Here is a 17356-nt window from a genome sequence, read left to right as displayed (position 1 = left end):
GAAAAGATACAGCCCCGTACGCTGGTCCCATTCCACTCATTCAGCCGGACGGTGCCATGAACAACGCTATTTCCCACCAGACCCACGCCCTGTCGATCAACCCCGCCAACGGTGAAACCGTTGCCAGCTACCCCTATGAAAGCGCAGCACAACTGGATGCCGCCCTCACCCGCGCGACCGGTGCCTTCCGTACCTGGCGCCACACCCCGGTGAACCAGCGTGCCGACTATCTGCTGGCCCTGGCTGTCGCCCTGCGTGAGCAAGCTGAAGACATGGCACAGATGATCACCCTGGAAATGGGCAAGCCTATCGCCCAGGCCCGCGCCGAGATTGAAAAATGCGCCCAGCTCAGCGAGTGGTACGCCGCCCACGGCCCGGCCATACTCGCCCCGGAACCTACCTTGGTGGACAACGGCAGCGCCCGGATCGAATACCGCCCACTGGGCCCGATCCTCGCGGTGATGCCGTGGAACTTCCCGGTGTGGCAAGTGCTGCGCGGCGCCGTGCCGACCCTGCTCGCCGGCAACACCTATGTACTCAAACATGCGCCCAACGTAATGGGCAGCGCCTACCTGATCCAGCAAGCGCTGCGCAAAGCCGGTTTTGCCGAAGGCGTGTTTGAAGTGATCAACGTGACCCAGGACGGCGTGTCCACCGCCATCGCCGACCCGCGCATCGCCGCCGTGACGCTCACCGGCAGCGTTCGCGCCGGTATTGCCATCGGCTCACAGGCCGGGGCCGCGTTGAAAAAATGCGTGCTGGAACTGGGTGGCTCCGACCCGTTTATCGTGCTCAACGACGCCGACCTCGACGCCGCCGTACAAGCCGCCGTCATCGGCCGCTTCCAGAACAGCGGCCAGGTCTGCGCAGCCGCCAAGCGCTTGATCATCGAAGCAGGCGTGGTTGAAGCCTTCACCGCCAAATTCCTGGAAGCCAGCCGCGCCCTGGTGATGGGCGAACCCACCTCGACCGCCACCTATATCGGCCCCATGGCGCGTTTTGATCTGCGTGACGAACTGCACGGCCAGGTCCAGGCGACCCTGGAAGAAGGCGCCAGGCTGCTGCTGGGCGGCCATAAAGTCGCGGGCGCGGGCAATTACTATGAGCCGACCGTACTGGCCGACGTCACCGACCAAATGACGTCGTTCAAACAGGAACTGTTCGGCCCCGTGGCGTCGATCATCACCGCCCGCGACGCCGACCACGCCGTGGCCCTGGCCAACGACAGCGAGTTCGGCCTGACGGCCAGCATCTTCACGGCCGACTCGGCAAAGGCACGAGCGATTGCCGACCAGCTGGAAACCGGCGGGGTCTTCGTCAACGCGTTCAGCGTGTCGGACCCTCGGGTGGCGTTTGGCGGCGTCAAGAAAAGCGGGTTCGGCCGCGAGCTGTCGCACTTCGGTGTACGCGAGTTCTGCAATGCGCAGACGGTGTGGCTGGATCGTAAGTAGCCTGCCAGCCTTGGCGCTTCAACAATTAATATGTCGTCGCACGCACTGCACCAAACCATCCAGGGCCTGGGATTTTACCGGCGCGAGCACACAGACCGTGTGCTCGCGCGCGCCTTCCGTCACTGTCAGGGTGTAATGCACCTGGCCGGGGTTGCCTGGTTCAGGGCGAGTGCTTTGCGGCAACCGAAAGAAACCCGAGTCTTCGATCAGTTGCCGTAACTCTTGCTGGTCCTGCTCGGGCAGCGCGTCCAGTTCGACGCTGCGCGGTTTGGCCAACCCTGGAAAAAACGCCGCCCCGCCGCTTTCCTTGATTGAAATTCGCATGGCTGTTCCTCGCCGCACAGGCGGCTTCGTCAAACGTTAATGCCCACCGCTTTCCAGCCTGCCTTGACCGCCTTCTGCTCATCCTTGTTTACGCCATAAAGCTGACCGGCAATATCATGGGTGATACGCGCAAAACGTAAAAAGCCGGAATTGGGCCGCAGCCGCGAATCGCGCAGTGCGTCATACCAGATCCGCCCTGCACGCTCCCAGGCGAACCCGCCAATCTTGGTGGCCACCTGATAGAACGCGTGGTTGGGAATGCCGGAATTGATATGCACGCCACCATTGTCCTCGTAGGTTTGCACAAAATCATCCATATGCCCCGGCTGCGGGTCTTTGCCCAGCAGCTTGTCATCAAAGGCGCTGCCCGGGGCTTTCATCGAACGCAGAGCGGTGCCTTTGATCTTTTTGGTAAACAGCCCCTTGCCGATCAACCAGTCGGCGTCCTCGGCCGTTTGCTTCAGCGCGTACTGCTTGATCAACGAACCGAATACATCCGACAGCGACTCGTTCAGCGCGCCGGACTGGTTGAAGTACATCAGCTTGGCCTCATCCTCGGTCACGCCATGAGCCAACTCATGGCCAATGACGTCGAGTGCCACGGTGAAGCGATTGAACAACTGCTGGTCGCCATCGCCGAACACCATCTGAGTCGAATTCCAGAACGCGTTGTTGTAGTCCTGGCCGAAGTGCACCGTGGCGTCCAGCGCCATGCCCGCATCGTCGATGGAGTTGCGGTCGAATACCTGGTCAAAAAAATCGAAGGTCGCGCCCAGTCCATCATAGGCTTCGTCCACCGCGGCATCGCCACTGGCGGGCTGCCCTTCACCGCGAATCAGCTTGCCGGGCAGGCTATCGGTGTTTCCGGCGCTGTAGATCGAGCGCTGTTTCTCGGCGCCCACGGCCAGCGCCATGCGGGCCGGGCCCTTGGCGGGTACCGCGACCATACGCAACGACCGGAACGTGCTGTCCTTGGCGCGCGTGCGTAATGCGACCTCCCGCTGGGCTTTATCCCCGTGGCGGGCGATCTGGTCGAGCATGTACGGCGGGATCAGGCAGAAAATCGGGTTGCGCAGTTGGCGAACACACATGAGCTGGCTCCTTTTTGGCGTGTGATGAACGTCCGGGTAACGGTTTTCAGGATAGCCCTGTGTTCGCCCCCTGGGCCAAATTGTCATGAGTTTGTGTTTCAGTGGTGTTTATCCGAGGCCCATAAGGAACATGCCCATGCCCGCCCGCACAGCCCAAATCGACCTTTCCCACCGCCCAAGGCTCGCCGACCTGCGTCCATTGGTCGCGGCCAGCCCCACCCTGCTGGAAGCCAGAGCCGCGACGCCGCGTGTCACAGCGGCCAAGGACTTCAAAAACCGCGCGGGCTATGCCGACGATTTCCTCAGCGATTTCGTGGTGCCATGGCCCACGGTTGGCGAGCCACTGGCGGGCGACGTGCAACCCAAGCGCCTGGACTACACGCATTTCTCCATCACCATGTCGCGCTCCCGACGATTGGCGCTCTACGTGGGGGTCAATATCGACGGCGCCAAGCATGTGGACATCACGCGCAGCAACGACACCTGGGCCTACGATGGCCGCTTGCCCCTGGACGCCCAAGTAGGTGAAGACCTCTATGCCGGCAATGGCCTGGACCGCGGCCACCTGGTACGGCGCCAGGACCCCAACTGGGGCGACGAGGCGAACACCGCCAACTTCGACACCTTTCACTTCACCAACTGCTCCCCTCAAATGAGCGGCTTCAACCAGAAAACCTGGCTGGAGCTCGAAGACTACATCCTCGACAACACCCAGCGCTGGAAAGCCCGGGCCACGGTGTTTACCGGGCCAGTGTTCGCCGATGACGACCGGCTTTACCGTGGCGTGAAAATCCCCAAGGCGTTCTGGAAAGTGGTGGCTTACCTCAGCGACGATGGCAAGCCCTCGGCCAGTGCCTACACGATTGACCAAAGCCGCGAACTGGGCCAACTCGACCTGGTATTCGGCCCGCTTCGAACCTACCAGCGCAGTGTGATCCAGATCGAACAACTGACCGGCATCCGCTTCGCCAACCTGGCCGACTACGACGGGTTCAGCAACGAAGAACGCGCCACAGGTACGCGGATCGAAGCGCTGATCCGCGGGCCGCAAGATATTCGGCTCTGATTCGCGCCTACAGGGTGTGATCGCTTACCATACCGCCGCCGGTTCCCGTATGGGACTAACAGGGAATTCGAAACGCCGCACGCGACGTGAACCGAAACTGCCCCCGCAACTGTAGATGCCGAGCCTGCTCCCCACTGCCACTGGACCGCGTCCGGGAAGGCGGGAGCAAGGCGACGACGCATCAGTCAGGAGACCTGCCGGCCCAGCTAATTCACTAACCGGCGGGGTGTCCGGGAAGGACATCCTGGCCCTGCCCATCAGCAGCGTCCATGGGCGTATTTCCGAGCCGTACCTCCCCTGCTGCATCTACGGTTCACAAGGAGATCGCCTCATGCTGCCACGCGTTACCGCCCTGATCGCAGGCTTGGGTATGTGTGCCCTGGCGCAAGCCGCGCCCACTCAGTACCCGTTGACCGTGCAAAACTGCGGCAGCACCCTGACCTTCCAGCACGCCCCCGCCCGCAGCGTGACCATCGGCCAGGCCGCCACCGAGATGCTCTACGCCCTGGGCGTGGGCGACAAGGTGGTCGGCACTTCGCTGTGGTTCAACAACGTGGCGGCGCAGTACAAGGCCCAGGACGACCGCATCGAGCGCCTGGCCAACAACGAGCCAAGCTTCGAAGCCGTACTCGCCAAGCGCCCGCAACTGGTGGCCGCCGAGCTGGAATGGGTGGTAGGGCCCCAAGGCGTGGTCGGCACCCGTGAGCAGTTTCATGAACTGAAGATCCCCACCTACCTGTTGCCGTCCGACTGCGAAGGCAAAGACAACCTGGTGGGCGCCGATGGCACCCGGTTGGAGCCCTTTCGCATCGAGACGATCTACCAGAGCCTCCAGCAACTGGCGCAGATTTTCGACGTACAGGATCGCGGCCAACAACTGGCCGACGAACTCAAGGCGCGCCTGGCCAAATCCGTCGCTACGGCGCAGGGCAAAGGCTTGAAGCAGGCCAGCGCACTGGTGTGGTTCTCCAGCGCCGAAATGGCCAGCGACCCTTACGTAGCCGGCCATAAGGGCGTGCCGCAATTCATGCTGCAAACCCTAGGCCTGCGTAACGTCGTGCAGTCCGATGAAGAGTGGCCCGCCGTCGGCTGGGAAACCATCGCCAAGGCCAACCCCACCTTCCTGGTGATCGCACGCATGGACCGCCGCCGCTACCCGGCCGACGACCATGAAAAGAAACTCGCCTTCCTGCGCAGCGACCCCGTGACCCGCAACATGGACGCGGTGAAGAACAACCGCATCATCATCCTCGACGCCCTGGCGTTGCAGGCGAGCCTGCGCACCTTCGAAGGCCTTGAACAACTGGCCGCCGCCATCGACGGCTATAACCTGGGCCAATGATGCGCACCCTACTCGCCCTGGCGTTGCTGCTGCTCGCCCTACTCGCTGGCGTCGCCATCGGTGAAACTGCCATCGAACCGCAGGTGGTGCTGCAGGTGCTCGCCAATAAACTCTGGGGCGCAGGCTTCGTGCTGGACCCCATCGACGAAGGTGTGGTGTGGAACTATCGGCTCACCCGTGCCCTGGTGGCCGCAGCCTGCGGCGCAGGGTTGGCAACATGCGGCGTGATCCTGCAATCACTGCTGCGTAACCCGCTGGCCGATCCGTACCTGCTGGGCATCAGCGCCGGCGCGTCAACCGGCGCGGTACTCGTTGCCTTGATTGGCGTGGGCGGTGGCCTGGTGTCGTTATCGGCCGGCGCGTTTGTGGGGGCGATGGCGGCGTTTGCGCTGGTGACGCTGCTGGCGCGGGCCAGCGGATCGTCCAGCGGCACCGGGCAGATCATCCTCGCGGGCATCGCCGGCTCGCAGTTGTTCAATGCCCTGACCGCGTTCCTGATCACCAAGTCCGCCAGCTCCGAACAAGCCCGCGGCATTATGTTCTGGCTGCTGGGCAACCTCAGCGGCGTGCGCTGGCCATCGGTGTGGTTGGCGGTGCCGGTGGCGGTCGTGGGGCTCGCGGTGTGCCTGTGGCACCGTCGCGCACTGGATGCGTTTACCTTCGGCAGCGACTCGGCGGCCTCCCTCGGCATCCCGGTGCGCCGCGTGCAATTTGTGCTGGTGGCCTGCGCTGCGCTGGTGACGGCGGTGATGGTGTCCATCGTCGGCTCCATCGGGTTTGTCGGTTTGGTGATTCCCCACGCGGTGCGCCTGTTGCTTGGCACCGGGCATTCGCGCTTGCTGCCAGCCAGCGCCTTGGGTGGCGCGCTGTTTTTGATCGCTGCGGACGTGCTGTCGCGCACCTTGATCAAGGGCCAGGTGATTCCGGTGGGTGTGGTGACCGCATTGGTGGGCGCGCCGGTGTTTGCGCTGATCCTGATTGGCCGGAGGAATGCGCGATGAGCGTGCTCAGTTGCAGCGGCCTGGGCTTCAAAGTGCGTGAGGCGCAGTTGCTGCGTGACATTGACCTGGACGTGCAGTTGGGTGAAACCCTCGGCATCGTCGGGCCCAATGGTTCAGGCAAATCCACCCTGCTCAAATTGCTGGCTGGATTACGTGTGCCGGCCAGCGGCGATGTTCGCCTGGGTGGCAAGTCGCTGGGTGAGTTGCCGCGCCGCACCATCGCGCAACAATTGGCGGTCGTGGAGCAACAGGCCGACACCGACGACGCCATTCGCGTGTTCGATGCCGTGGCCCTGGGCCGCACGCCGTGGCTGTCGGCGCTGAGCCCGTGGTCGCGCGAAGACGATGCCATCGTGCACCAGGCCCTGCACGACGTAGACGCCACCCACCTGAGCCAACGCGCCTGGCGCAGCCTCTCGGGTGGCGAACGCCAGCGCGTGCACATCGCCCGCGCCCTGGCGCAACGGCCGCAGATTTTGTTGCTGGACGAGCCGACCAATCACCTGGATATCCAGCATCAACTGGCGATCTTGAAAGGCGTGCAAGGCTTGCCGGTGACGACCTTGATTGCGCTGCATGACCTGAATCAGGCGCTGACCTGTGATCGCCTGGCCGTACTGGATCGCGGGCAACTGGTGGCGCTGGGCGCGCCGCTGCAAGTGCTGACGCCGCAGCGTTTGCAAGAGACCTTCGGGGTGCAGGGGCATTACCTGACAGACCCGTTCGACGGTGCGCAAATCCTGCGTCTGCGCTCCAACTGAACCTGTAGGTTGGAGCAGCTTGTTCTGGTGACAGCCTGACAGCCAACTGTGATCAAAATGTGGGAGGGGGCTTGCTCCCGATGTCGGTGGGTCAGTCATAGATGTGTTTGCTGACACTCCCTCATCGGGAGCAAGCCCCCTCCCACATTGGTTCTACAGAGGCAGGTGCATATGGGTTGTTTGCCAGATCGGGTCGGCCTCGACATCCACCACTTCGAACCCCTGCCGCCGCCAGAAATCAATCGCGCCGGGCAGAAACGGATGGGTGTGCAAGTACATCACCTCCACGCCATTCGCCCGCGCCAGCGCCTCCAGCGAGCGGTACAACTGGCCCGCCAGGCCCAGGCGGCGCACTGCCGGGAGCACATACAGGCGCACCACTTCCACCGTCTTGCGCCCCTGATAGTTCAACTGCGGGAAGCGGCCGTCGTAGGGCCGATAAGCCACTGCGGCAGCGATCCGGCCTTCGGCACGGGCAATCAAAAACCGCCCGCCGCCCTCAAGGTAGATGGCTTCAAACTGCGCCAGATCCTGGGGTACTCCGGTGGCACTGAGCGTAGGAAACAGTTCATCACGCGCCTGCAAAGCGAAGCTCAGCACCTGGGGAATGTCAGCGGCCTGCACCGCCTCGATACTAACGCTCATCGCCAAGGATCCGACCCGCTATCCACTGGCGAGCGTAAGCCAACACGCGATCGGCCATCGCCACCTGAAAATGAATAAACCCATGGGCCGCTTCCGGCAGTAGATGGGCCTCAACCGCCGCCCATCGCTCGGCGATAAGCAGGGTGTCATCCTTGAGCGGGTCCAATTCGCCCACGAACATCAGCGCTGGCGGCAGCCCCTCAAAGTCCCCATACAAAGGGGACAAAGGCGGCTGCCGGCGCGCCTCGTCGCTGATCCCCGGCGTCAGCAGGCGCAGCGCCTGGACCATGCCCGGTCCGTCCAGCAACAAGGTGCCCGGCCCGGCCGTGCGCACACTGGGCGTGCCGGTCAAATCGTAGACGCCGTAATACAACACCGCGCCGCTTACCCGCTGGAGTAACTCGGGCCATTGCTTGAGCGCCAACAAGGTGGCCGCCGCCAGATGCCCGCCGGCCGATTCACCGACGAAAAACACCGGCAGGCCGGCAAACTCCGGGCAATCCGCCAGGAGCCAGCGCGCAGCCGTCAGGCAGTCGTCCAGCAACCCTTCGATCGGCGTATCCACCGCCAGCCGATAATCCACCGACACCACCGCCACATCGCAAGCGTTGACCATGCCGAGGTTAAGGTCGTCATTCATTTGCGCATTGCCGATCACCCAGCCACCGCCGTGGATATCCAGCACCACGCCTTTGAGCTTGCCACTGGGGCGCAAGATGCGCACGGGCACCGTGCCCAGCCTTTTCAGCTCAACCACGGGCGCCTTCTTGAACGTCTGGCTGGCGCGTAGCAGTGCCTGGATCATGCGCGGCGTCACGCGGTTGCGGACTTTAAAGCGCGGCATCCACGCCAGTTTCTGATTGAAGCGGCGCATCTGGGCCAGTTCGGGCTCGCTGGCGGGCCAATGCTGGTAAGCCATCAGCGATTATTACGCAGGATCGAGAAGTTCAACGCCGCGGCCACGCACAGCCACGCCAGATACGGGAACAGGATCAGTCCGGTAATCAAATCCAGGCGCACGGCCAGCACCACCATCGCTGCCACGGTGAGCCACAAGAGCACGATAATCACCATCCCGGCGAACAACCGATGGGCACCGAAGAACACCGGCGTCCACAGCGTGTTCAATGCAATCTGCGCCGCCCACAAGGCCAACACCATTTCGCTGCCGGGGATCAGGGTCAAGCGGTAACCGGCCCAGGCCAACAGCAGGTAGATGATCGTCCATGCCACCGGGAACAGCCAATTGGGCGGGGTAAAGCTGGGCTTGACCAGGGATTCGTACCAGGCACCGGGTTTGAAGATCACACCGGTACTGGCGGCGGCGGCGCAGGCGAGCAGGAAGATGAAAAAGGTCATGGTCGGTCCTTGAGGTCCTGTGGATGGAAAAACAATGCACTGCTTTGAGTGACTCAAGCAACCGCGGATAAATTCAATGGGAGCAGCAAAATACCCGCTCTTCTGCGCGTCATGAAAATTGGTTATGGTCGGCAACATCCAGCATCGTTGCCCGAGACGCCCCCTTGCCCCAGCTTGCCGATCACCGCAGCAGCCCCTGGTCAGTGTTCCTGATCTTCCTGCGCCTGGGCCTCACCTCCTTCGGCGGGCCGATTGCGCACCTGGGCTATTTTCGCCAAGAGTTCGTCAGCCGCCGCCGCTGGCTCAGCGAGCGCAGCTATGCCGAACTGGTCGCCCTCTGCCAATTCCTCCCCGGCCCGGCCAGCAGCCAGGTCGGTATCGCGTTGGGCCTGTCCCGCGCGGGTTACCGGGGCGCGGCGGCAGCCTGGGCCGGGTTCACCTTGCCGTCGGCCATCGCCCTGATCCTGTTTGCCCTGGGGCTGGCCCACTACGGCGGCGCCCTCCCCCATGGCGCGCTGCACGGCCTCAAGGTCGTCGCCGTAGCGGTGGTGGCCCAGGCCGTATGGGGCATGGCACGCAACCTGTGCCGAGGCGTTTTACGGGTGGCGTTGATGTTGATCGCCGCCTGCGTGGTGCTGCTGCAACCCTCCGCCTGGGCTCAAGTCGGGGTCATGGTGGTCGCAGGCGTGGCCGGCCTGTTGCTGTTCAAGCCCGAGAGCAGTGCCGAGCCCGACGCGCTGCCCATCGCCATCAGCCGCCGTGCCGGAGCCCTGTGGTTGATGCTGTTTTTGCTGCTGCTTATAGGCTTGCCACTCCTCTCCGCATGGGCGCTCAACCCCACGCTGGCGCTGGTGGACGCCTTCTACCGCACCGGCGCGCTGGTATTCGGCGGCGGCCACGTAGTGTTGCCGCTACTGCAAGCCGAAGTGGTGCCCAGCCACTGGGTCAGCAACGATGTATTCCTCGCCGGTTACGGCGCCACCCAGGCTATGCCCGGCCCGCTGTTCACCTTCGCCGCCTTCCTCGGCGCCTCCATGACCCACGCCCCGAGCGGTTGGCTTGGCGGGGTGATCGCCCTGCTGGCGATCTTCGCACCGTCGTTCCTGCTGATCTTCGGTGCCTTGCCCTTCTGGGCAAACCTGCGCAGCAGCCCGCGTACCCAGGCGGCACTGGCCGGGGTGAACGCGGCGGTGGTTGGCCTGTTGTTGGCGGCGCTGTACCAGCCAGTGTGGACCAGCGCGATTTTCAATGTGTATGACGTGGCGTTGGCGCTACTCGCACTGGTCGCGTTGATGGTGTGGAAGCTGCCGCCATGGCTGGTAGTAATAGGTTGCGGCGTACTCGGGGGGTTACTGTAGGAGCGAGCTTGCTCGCGAAAAACTCACAGGCGCCGCGTTTAATCTGAAGGCACGCGTTATCGTTAACGATTTTCGCGAGCAAGCTCGCTCCTACAGCATTGGGGCTAAGCCCGGCTCGACAATCTCGAGCCACGGCCAACGCGCTTGATAACTCCTGGCCTTGTGCAAAAACAGCTCCGGCTCCGGATGCAAGGGGTTGATACGCAAGACACCCTGCTTCACATCCTCCAAGCCATAAGGCGCGTACACCTCGCCCGAGGCAATATCCAGCGCAATACACGTGCCCGCCACCAGGTAACGGTCCACCCCTTGCCGGGCCGAATGCAACTGCGGGTAAGGCCGGCCAAACCGCTGCCCATACCAAAGGTGCACCCGCGCCTGATTCCTGACCTCCACATTCACCCCCAGGTCTTGGAATAGCACCTGCGCCGCACGAATTACCGCGTCTTCCGCCTCGTAGGACAGGTCCTCGTCAAAGTAAAAAACGTCATAGTCCTTCACGCCCTGAGCCGCCGGCAGATTCGCCTGATGGTTCCACACCGCCTGGAACAAACAGCCCGCCGTGAGCATGCACTGCTGCACACCCAGATCCGGCAGGCACGCGGTGATTTGCGCATTGATAGGGTTGGCCATGGCCAATTCGAGCAAGGTGTCGACAGTCAATGTCATGTTCAGTCCTCCATCGTCAGCGCCAACCATAACACCGGAATATGGCACTTCTGTAGGAGCGAGCTTGCTCGCGAAAAACCCAAACGATAACGCAGCGCCTGAAGGCAAAATCCGATTTCCCTGCCGCACCTTGCTCCATTGCCTACGCGTGCGTCAGAATCCGCCGGCTTGTGCGCTGGGGTGGCCGTCTCTAAGGTGGCTCGGTCGCTGAATTGTTCAGTGATTCGGGTTTAGTAGCCTGAGCTTGGGTATCTATTAGTGCATGAGTTTCATCAGTCAGACAGTGCGTCTGTGCTTGATGGTGGCTGTGCGCAGGGCGTCTTCGGGCGCGCCGGCTTTAGATGTCCACCGGTCTACTAACCTGCGTACAGCTGCCACCCACTGTTTAGTAGCGGAAAGGTGGTGGCATCACTCAGGATGTCTACTCATGTCAAAAGCAGATTCAAGTGCCCTCTTCAACGTTGCCCCCAACGCCAACAACGAAAGCCTCATCACCAACAGCTACGAAACCTTCACCAGCGTCAGCACCCTCCTGCTCGACCTGTCCGAAGACCTCAACGGCAAACACCGCGACATCGCCCTCGCCATACACCAACTGAGCGAACTGGGCGTACTGCTTACCGCCAGACTCCTCGACCGCGAAGCGCCCTGCCCTGGGTGATGATTAGCCCTTTAATTCAATAGCTCGATAACTCGTCGCGTCGTTGTAAGCCACGTACAACGACTCGGCGAGTTGGCGCTTGATGGCTTTGGTGGATTCAGCCTCGGCACAAAGCCCTCTGCGATGAGGAGAGCGGCGACTGCTTTCGGCCCAGAGTGTGTAAATACTTAGCAGGAACGTTCGGCACTGAGGTAAAGCTAGTCTGTAGATCTCAAACCGAAGGGATGCCCTCGAATGACGGGATCTTCTAGAACCAGTGTTCGTGCATTTTCGAAAGAAATACAGGGGTAATCGGCAGACTGGATGCTGAACCGATGACCGAGTCGATCCCGCACTTCGGACACAGAGCGGTGCTATCTAGATCAACCCACTCAGTGATTTCAGAGGGCGAAAACACACCTAAGCAGTAAAAACAGCCACAGTGATCGCTTGCCTCAATTTGAGTACGGTGATTTGTAGAAAATTGGTGCGCTGAAATCACATCCATAGGCAGATCCTTAAGCTCCAAATTTACTAGCATTACTTTCTTGCATCAGAGTACATCAAGAGTCTTCCAACGTTGCTCCGATTGCCCAAAGTGATAACGCAGGATTGCCTATGAAACGTTTCATCCAAGGTGACTATCGCGGACAAAGCACTCTGCTTCCCGAAAGCCTTGACGATTAAGTCAGTGATACCAATGCGGTCCGCGTAGTCGACGTCTCTGTCGACGAGCGGGCCGGTTAGCGACGGTCTAACTTCGACCGTCGCTATGCATGGTCAAACCTCAGTCTGTTCCGCCATCTCCAGGGCGTCATCGACCTCAATCCCCAGGTATCGAACAGTGCTCTCCAGCTTCGTATGGCCGAGCAGCAACTGAACCGCCCGCAGGTTCTTCGTCCTGCGATAGATCAGTGATGCCTTCGTACGTCTCATTGTGTGTGTGCCATACATGGCTGGATCAAGGCCCACGGCTTTCACCCAGCCTTTGACGATACGAGCGTATTGACGAGTAGATAGATGGTCTGAAGTATGCAGCCGGCTAGGAAAAAGGTAGTCCTCGCTGCGTAGCTGGGCCCGATGTATCCAGGCCCAGAGAGCAGATCGTGTTTGATCAGTGATCTCAAACTGCACAGGCCGTTGCGTCTTCTGCTGCATCACCATGGTTCGTGATGATAAGTGCTCGCCATGAGCAACGTCGCGCACGCGGAGCTTGGTTAAGTCGCAGGCTCGAAGCTTGCTGTCGATGGCCAGATCGAAGAGAGCCAGATCTCGGGTTCTTTCCGCAATTTGAAGCCTTACTCGGATGGCCCAGATATCTCTCAGTCGGAGTGGGGTTTTCTGCCCGACCAGTTTTCCTTTGTTCCAGGGCTGACGTCTGCAGGTAGCGATGATGTTCATGACAAGTCCTCCACGTGTGGAAGGACAAGGATGGCTAATCGGAGCAACGTTAGCTAACCGGCCAAAAGCGTACGCTCAAGACTGGTCAGTCTTTCGGCCAGAAGCAGATCTTTGCAAATCTCCATCTGTGGTACGAATCAGCCTCTTCGATATCTGCAGTAAGTAAGGAAGATGGCAGTGGCGCTTGGATCAGTCACTCTTGGCTCTCGGACCTGCCAAGAGTGATTACATATTCTCGCCCTGACTGTTTGAATGGTTTTTAAAGTTCCTTTACGTATCCCAGATGCAAAGCTGAAAGCTGTTTTTCATCAAAGCGGAAACTGTCGGCCTGCTGTTTAATATACTGGGCCGCGTGCTCAATGAAGCGCTGGACGCGCCGAGGCATGTCAGGCTGATGGGCATGATAAAGAAAGATCGCGTATCGCTCGCTGATGCTACTGCAGAACAGAGGAACTAGTTCACCGCTGCGCAGATAGGGAGCGGCGATGATGCCATCGATCATGCCTATCCCCATGCCTGCCAAAGCGGCTTGCAATTCGGTACCTACGTCATTGGTACAGAACGAGACATGGACAGGCTCGTACTCGGCGATGCCATCGACGTTGAATTCCCAAGGAATGACCCGACCGGTATTCGGCCTACGACTGCCAATGCACTCATGGTTGACCAGATCCATGCGCGTGGCAGGAACGCCGTGTTGATCCAGATAGTCTGGAGAGGCACAGGCGATCAGTTGGAGTCGCATCAGTTCCCTCACCACGAGCTGCCCTTCGGGGGAGAAACCTGATCTGAAGCCCACATCAATGCCGGCGCTCACGATATCTGTGTATCGATCCTCCGCCACCAGATCGAATTCAACATCTGGATGTGCCTGCTGAAAGCTCTTGATGAGTGGCAGCATGAGGTTCTTACATAAGCTCAATGGTGCTGTCAGACGAATGAGCCCCTGGTCAGACGCAGTGGCTTGTCGGGTCTGTTCCCATGCCGATGCCAGTGCCGCAACCCCGCCTCGGGTTCGTTCGAGGAAGGTGCGCCCCTCTTCGGTCAGGCTTGAGCTGCGCCGCGAACGCCGGAACAGCGGCAATCCTAACTCTGCCTCCAGCTGACGAACGGCCTTGCTGACGGCTTGAGGGGTTATACCCAGCACTGCGGCGGCTTTGTAAAAACTGCCCAGGTCGGCGGATTTGATGAAGATTTCGATAGCTCGAAGACGATCCATAGGCAACTCTTGGTTGTTTATAAATAAGCAGTTTACCCATTATTTGGTTGGTCATTGACGGGTAGGGTGTAACGCACCTTTTCCAACAACGGAGATTCTTCGTATGAGCCAATCAAATATCGCAGGCAAAGTTGTCATCATTACCGGAGCCAGCAGCGGTTTGGGCGAGGCTACAGCTCGCCTCCTGGCTCGTGCGGGTGCACAGGTTGTTCTGGGTGCTCGCCGACTGGAACGCCTTGATCAAATAGTCGCAGAGATTGCTGCTGAGGGTGGCCAAGCCATCGCGGTGCAAACGGATGTGACGCGTCGAGAGGATCTGGAAGCGTTGGCAGCCGCCGGCGTCGAGAAGTTCGGCCGAATCGATGTGCTGGTTAATAACGCCGGCACCATGCCGCTGGCGCCGATCAACAAGCTCAGGGTTGATGAATGGGATCGCATGATCGACATCAACATCAAAGGCGTGCTCTATGGTATCGCGGCCGTACTGCCACGCTTCGAGGCTCAGAACAGCGGGCATATCATCAATATTTCGTCGGTAGCCGGCATCAAGGTCTTTGCACCCATCGGCAGTGTCTACAGCGCCACCAAGTTCGCTGTGCGGGCGATCGCTGAAGGCTTGCGCAGCGAGATTGGCCATAACATCCGCTCGACAATCATCTCTCCCGGCGCGGTTGAGTCTGAGCTCAAGCACCACACCTGCGATAGCGATACTGCGGAGGTGGTGAAAGGCTTCTATCAGGCCAACCAGATTTCCTCCGATTCAGTCGCCCGCGCCATCGCCTATGCCATCGAACAACCCCAGGACGTGGACATCAACGAAATCGTGATTCGTCCAACAGTCCAAGAATTTTGATGAGGACTGAGATCATGACTGCGCAAGTAATACCTCGAGTTTTGGCAACCACTCAAATAGACGGTTTGAAGCTGAAGAACCATCTTGCTGTTGCCCCCATGACCCGCGTCACTGCCACTGAGCATGGCAAAATCACTGCGGCGATGCATGAGTACTACCTGCGCTTCGCACAGGGTGGTTTCGGTCTGATTACTACCGAAGGGCTTTATACCGACAGGAATTACTCCCAGGGATACGCATTCCAGCCTGGCTTGGCTGACGACGAACAAGCGCACGCCTGGGTGGCTACCGTGCAGGCGGTTCAGGCCAGGGGCAGCCGTTTCTTCGCTCAGATAATGCACTCGGGCGCGCTCAGCCAGAGTAATCGTTTTCGCACCGAAACCGTCGCGCCTTCGGCGATCAAGCCAAAGGGTCAGCAACTGAGTTTCTACTACGGCAAGGGCGATTACGCCGAACCGAAAGAATTGAGCGAGCAGCAAATCGCTGAAATCGTCGAGGGCTTCGTCAGCTCAGCGATTCGCGCTGTACGCATATCGGGCTTCGACGGCGTCGAGATTCACGGTGCCAACGGCTATTTGCTCGATCAGTTCCTAAGCTACGAGACCAACAAACGCACCGATCGCTGGGGTGGAAATACCCAGAGGCGGGTCTCGCTGCTGGCGGAAATCGTAGAGAAGGTCAAAAAGGAAATCGGTCAGTTAGCTCGGGTCGGCATCCGGATCTCACAAGGCAAGGTGAACGATTTCACCAGTAAGTGGCCGGGCGGCGAAGCTGACGCGCAGATCATTTTCAGTGCTCTTGCGCAAGCAGGCGCAGACTTCATCCATGTCACTGAATACGATGCTTCAAAGCCAGCCTTCCCCGAAGGCCAGGATACCCTGGTGTCGCTCGCGCACCGTTACGCCCCTGGCGTTTCGATCATTGCCAATGGCGGCCTGGAAGATCTTGAGAGTGCCGGCAAGGTGCTGGATGCAGGCGCGAGCGTTTTAGCCATTGGCAAAGCAGCCCTGGCTAACCCAGACCTGCCAAACCGATTGGAAGCTCAGCTTGAAATGCGTCCGTTCAACGGTGATGTGCTCCAGCCGATTGCCAGCGTTAAGGAAAGCGAGCTTACCATCGAGCTGGCCGGCCCACGTAAAACACTTCGCCTGAAGATTCCCCAGTGGCAAGGTGGTGACAATCCGCCAACCGGGTTCGGTGCAGAGCTACTAGCCTTCCTGGCACCGGCCAGTACCAGCCCTCTGATCGAGATTCCCGTAAAGCCCTACACCGGGCAGAAGACGGTGATTCAGGATGGCGTAGCCCATCGTGAAGCGATCATGGAGCAGCTCCAGGCAACAACTGAAGTACTTAATGAGCATCGCCCAGACCGCGTAGTGGTATTTGGAGGCGACTGCCTGGTCGACCAAGCCCCGTTCGCTTACCTCAACGAACGGTACGACGGCCAGCTCGCTATCCTCTGGATAGATGCACACCCGGATATCAAAAACCCGAAAGAGTATTGCAACGCCCACACGATGGTAATGGCCAACCTGCTCGGTGAAGGAGACGCAACGCTGGCAGCTCAAGTAAAGGTGCACATTGATCCGAAGAAGGTGATGTTTGCAGGGCTGCGGCAGGATGGTCTGACCCGCCAGGAAGCTGAATTCATCGAACGCCACAGTCTGAGTGTTGCAACACCAGAAGCGCTGATCTCGTCCAGTGAAAGCGTACTGGAGTGGATCCGTCTCAACGAAATCAAGCATCTGGCCATCCACTTTGACCTGGATGTTCTGAACCCGACTGAGTTTCGCTCGGTGTTCTTCGGTGAGCCCAACCCGGCGAGCGATCCTTATGAGGCTTTTCCAGCAGGGAAAATGAGCGCGGCCCAAGTGGTGCGATTGATCAACGATGTGTCCAGTGCGACTGATGTAGTTGGTTTAGGTATCACCGAGCATCTGCCGTGGGATGCCATCACGCTTAAGGACATGCTGGCTGACATCCCGATTCTCTCGTAAATCATTTGTCCCGTATGAGCCTACTGCACCTGCACGTGCTAATACGGGGTCGCCTCATGCCGGCCAGAGCACTTACTAGTCGGAAGGAGGCGAGACCGGGGGTAAATGGGAGGATTTATTTCTCCCTGCTTTGATGTCCGCCTTTGGCCGTTTTATGCCTCTCGCCAGGGGCAGCAATC

The 17356-nt window shown here is 60.1% G+C and carries 17 protein-coding genes, 1 pseudogene and 1 riboswitch; of the genes and pseudogenes, 10 read left to right on the top strand and 8 right to left on the bottom strand.

All coding sequences use genetic code 11. The features are described from left to right. Positions 1-56 precede the first annotated feature (56 nt). Complete coding sequence (locus JH25_RS03725; RefSeq protein WP_032880237.1) at positions 57-1451, top strand: aldehyde dehydrogenase family protein; 1395 nt, start codon at positions 57-59, stop codon at positions 1449-1451. Positions 1452-1469: 18 nt separating this feature from the next. On the opposite strand, the gene JH25_RS03730 is transcribed toward JH25_RS03725, so the two are convergent. Together JH25_RS03730 and JH25_RS03735 are read right to left on the bottom strand one after the other, a co-directional pair. Continuing rightward, the gene (locus JH25_RS03730) at positions 1470-1775 is read right to left on the bottom strand and encodes a protealysin inhibitor emfourin (RefSeq protein ID WP_032880234.1); all 306 of its coding nucleotides are present in this window, start codon (positions 1773-1775) and stop codon (positions 1470-1472) included. Positions 1776-1804: 29 nt separating this feature from the next. Beyond that, positions 1805-2866: a M4 family metallopeptidase gene (locus JH25_RS03735; RefSeq protein WP_032880233.1), complete on the bottom strand. Its 1062-nt coding sequence runs from the start codon at positions 2864-2866 to the stop codon at positions 1805-1807. Positions 2867-3002: 136 nt separating this feature from the next. Between JH25_RS03735 and JH25_RS03740 the strand changes: the two genes are divergently transcribed. The 4 genes from JH25_RS03740 (at position 3003) to JH25_RS03755 (ending at position 7036) form a co-directional block, all read left to right on the top strand. Continuing rightward, positions 3003-3932, top strand: coding sequence for a DNA/RNA non-specific endonuclease (locus JH25_RS03740; protein WP_032880231.1), 930 nt, complete (start codon positions 3003-3005; stop codon positions 3930-3932). Positions 3933-3954: 22 nt separating this feature from the next. After that, a riboswitch (cobalamin riboswitch) is annotated at positions 3955-4148 on the top strand. 115 nt (positions 4149-4263) lie between these two features. Further along, positions 4264-5274 carry an ABC transporter substrate-binding protein gene (locus tag JH25_RS03745; protein WP_032880230.1) on the top strand — a complete coding sequence of 337 codons (1011 nt, stop codon included), beginning with the start codon at positions 4264-4266 and terminating at the stop codon, positions 5272-5274. After that, positions 5271-6275 carry a FecCD family ABC transporter permease gene (locus JH25_RS03750; protein ID WP_032880229.1) on the top strand — a complete coding sequence of 335 codons (1005 nt, stop codon included), beginning with the start codon at positions 5271-5273 and terminating at the stop codon, positions 6273-6275. The genes JH25_RS03745 and JH25_RS03750 overlap by 4 nt, the downstream gene beginning before the upstream one ends. Further along, positions 6272-7036, top strand: a complete 765-nt coding sequence (locus tag JH25_RS03755) for an ABC transporter ATP-binding protein (RefSeq protein ID WP_032880227.1) — start codon at positions 6272-6274, stop codon at positions 7034-7036. The genes JH25_RS03750 and JH25_RS03755 overlap by 4 nt, the downstream gene beginning before the upstream one ends. 153 nt (positions 7037-7189) lie before the next feature. On the opposite strand, the gene JH25_RS03760 is transcribed toward JH25_RS03755, so the two are convergent. Genes JH25_RS03760 through tspO form a run of 3 tightly spaced genes read right to left on the bottom strand, consistent with a single transcriptional unit; the run spans position 7190 to position 9040 of the window. Next, positions 7190-7681 carry a GNAT family N-acetyltransferase gene (locus tag JH25_RS03760; protein ID WP_032880226.1) on the bottom strand — a complete coding sequence of 164 codons (492 nt, stop codon included), beginning with the start codon at positions 7679-7681 and terminating at the stop codon, positions 7190-7192. Next, positions 7671-8600, bottom strand: a complete 930-nt coding sequence (locus JH25_RS03765) for an alpha/beta hydrolase (protein ID WP_032880225.1) — start codon at positions 8598-8600, stop codon at positions 7671-7673. The genes JH25_RS03760 and JH25_RS03765 overlap by 11 nt, the downstream gene beginning before the upstream one ends. After that, positions 8600-9040, bottom strand: a complete 441-nt coding sequence (tspO, locus tag JH25_RS03770; protein ID WP_003192600.1) for a tryptophan-rich sensory protein TspO — start codon at positions 9038-9040, stop codon at positions 8600-8602. Before tspO ends, JH25_RS03765 begins: the two co-directional genes overlap by 1 nt. 164 nt (positions 9041-9204) lie before the next feature. Between tspO and chrA the strand changes: the two genes are divergently transcribed. Beyond that, on the top strand, positions 9205-10398 hold the full coding sequence (gene chrA, locus JH25_RS03775; protein WP_032880224.1) for a chromate efflux transporter: 1194 nt from the start codon (positions 9205-9207) through the stop codon (positions 10396-10398). Between the two features lie 90 nt (positions 10399-10488). On the opposite strand, the gene JH25_RS03780 is transcribed toward chrA, so the two are convergent. Beyond that, positions 10489-11067, bottom strand: a complete 579-nt coding sequence (locus JH25_RS03780; protein ID WP_032880223.1) for a nucleotidyltransferase family protein — start codon at positions 11065-11067, stop codon at positions 10489-10491. 427 nt (positions 11068-11494) lie between these two features. On the opposite strand from JH25_RS03780, the gene JH25_RS03785 reads away from it, so the two are divergent. Next, a complete protein-coding gene (locus tag JH25_RS03785) occupies positions 11495-11728 on the top strand; it encodes a DUF6124 family protein (protein ID WP_032880222.1) in 234 nt (77 codons plus the stop codon). A gap of 759 nt (positions 11729-12487) precedes the next feature. On the opposite strand, the gene JH25_RS03790 is transcribed toward JH25_RS03785, so the two are convergent. Continuing rightward, positions 12488-13108, bottom strand: coding sequence for a tyrosine-type recombinase/integrase (locus JH25_RS03790; protein WP_032880221.1), 621 nt, complete (start codon positions 13106-13108; stop codon positions 12488-12490). A gap of 259 nt (positions 13109-13367) precedes the next feature. After that, positions 13368-14327: a LysR family transcriptional regulator gene (locus tag JH25_RS0127380; protein ID WP_032880219.1), complete on the bottom strand. Its 960-nt coding sequence runs from the start codon at positions 14325-14327 to the stop codon at positions 13368-13370. 103 nt (positions 14328-14430) lie between these two features. On the opposite strand from JH25_RS0127380, the gene JH25_RS03795 reads away from it, so the two are divergent. The 3 genes and pseudogenes from JH25_RS03795 to JH25_RS29135 all read left to right on the top strand — a co-directional run bounded on the left by JH25_RS03795 (position 14431) and on the right by JH25_RS29135 (position 17177). Next, positions 14431-15180, top strand: coding sequence for an SDR family oxidoreductase (locus JH25_RS03795; protein WP_032880218.1), 750 nt, complete (start codon positions 14431-14433; stop codon positions 15178-15180). Between the two features lie 14 nt (positions 15181-15194). After that, positions 15195-16292, top strand: a pseudogene (locus tag JH25_RS0127375) (oxidoreductase); the annotation flags it as partial. 171 nt (positions 16293-16463) lie between these two features. Further along, complete coding sequence (locus tag JH25_RS29135; protein WP_323134844.1) at positions 16464-17177, top strand: arginase family protein; 714 nt, start codon at positions 16464-16466, stop codon at positions 17175-17177. Positions 17178-17356 lie beyond the last annotated feature (179 nt).

The organism is Pseudomonas sp. BRG-100, assembly GCF_000737955.1.
GTDB classification, from domain to species: Bacteria; Pseudomonadota; Gammaproteobacteria; order Pseudomonadales; family Pseudomonadaceae; genus Aquipseudomonas; species Aquipseudomonas synxantha_A.
This window is presented reverse-complemented; position numbering and strand designations above follow the sequence as displayed.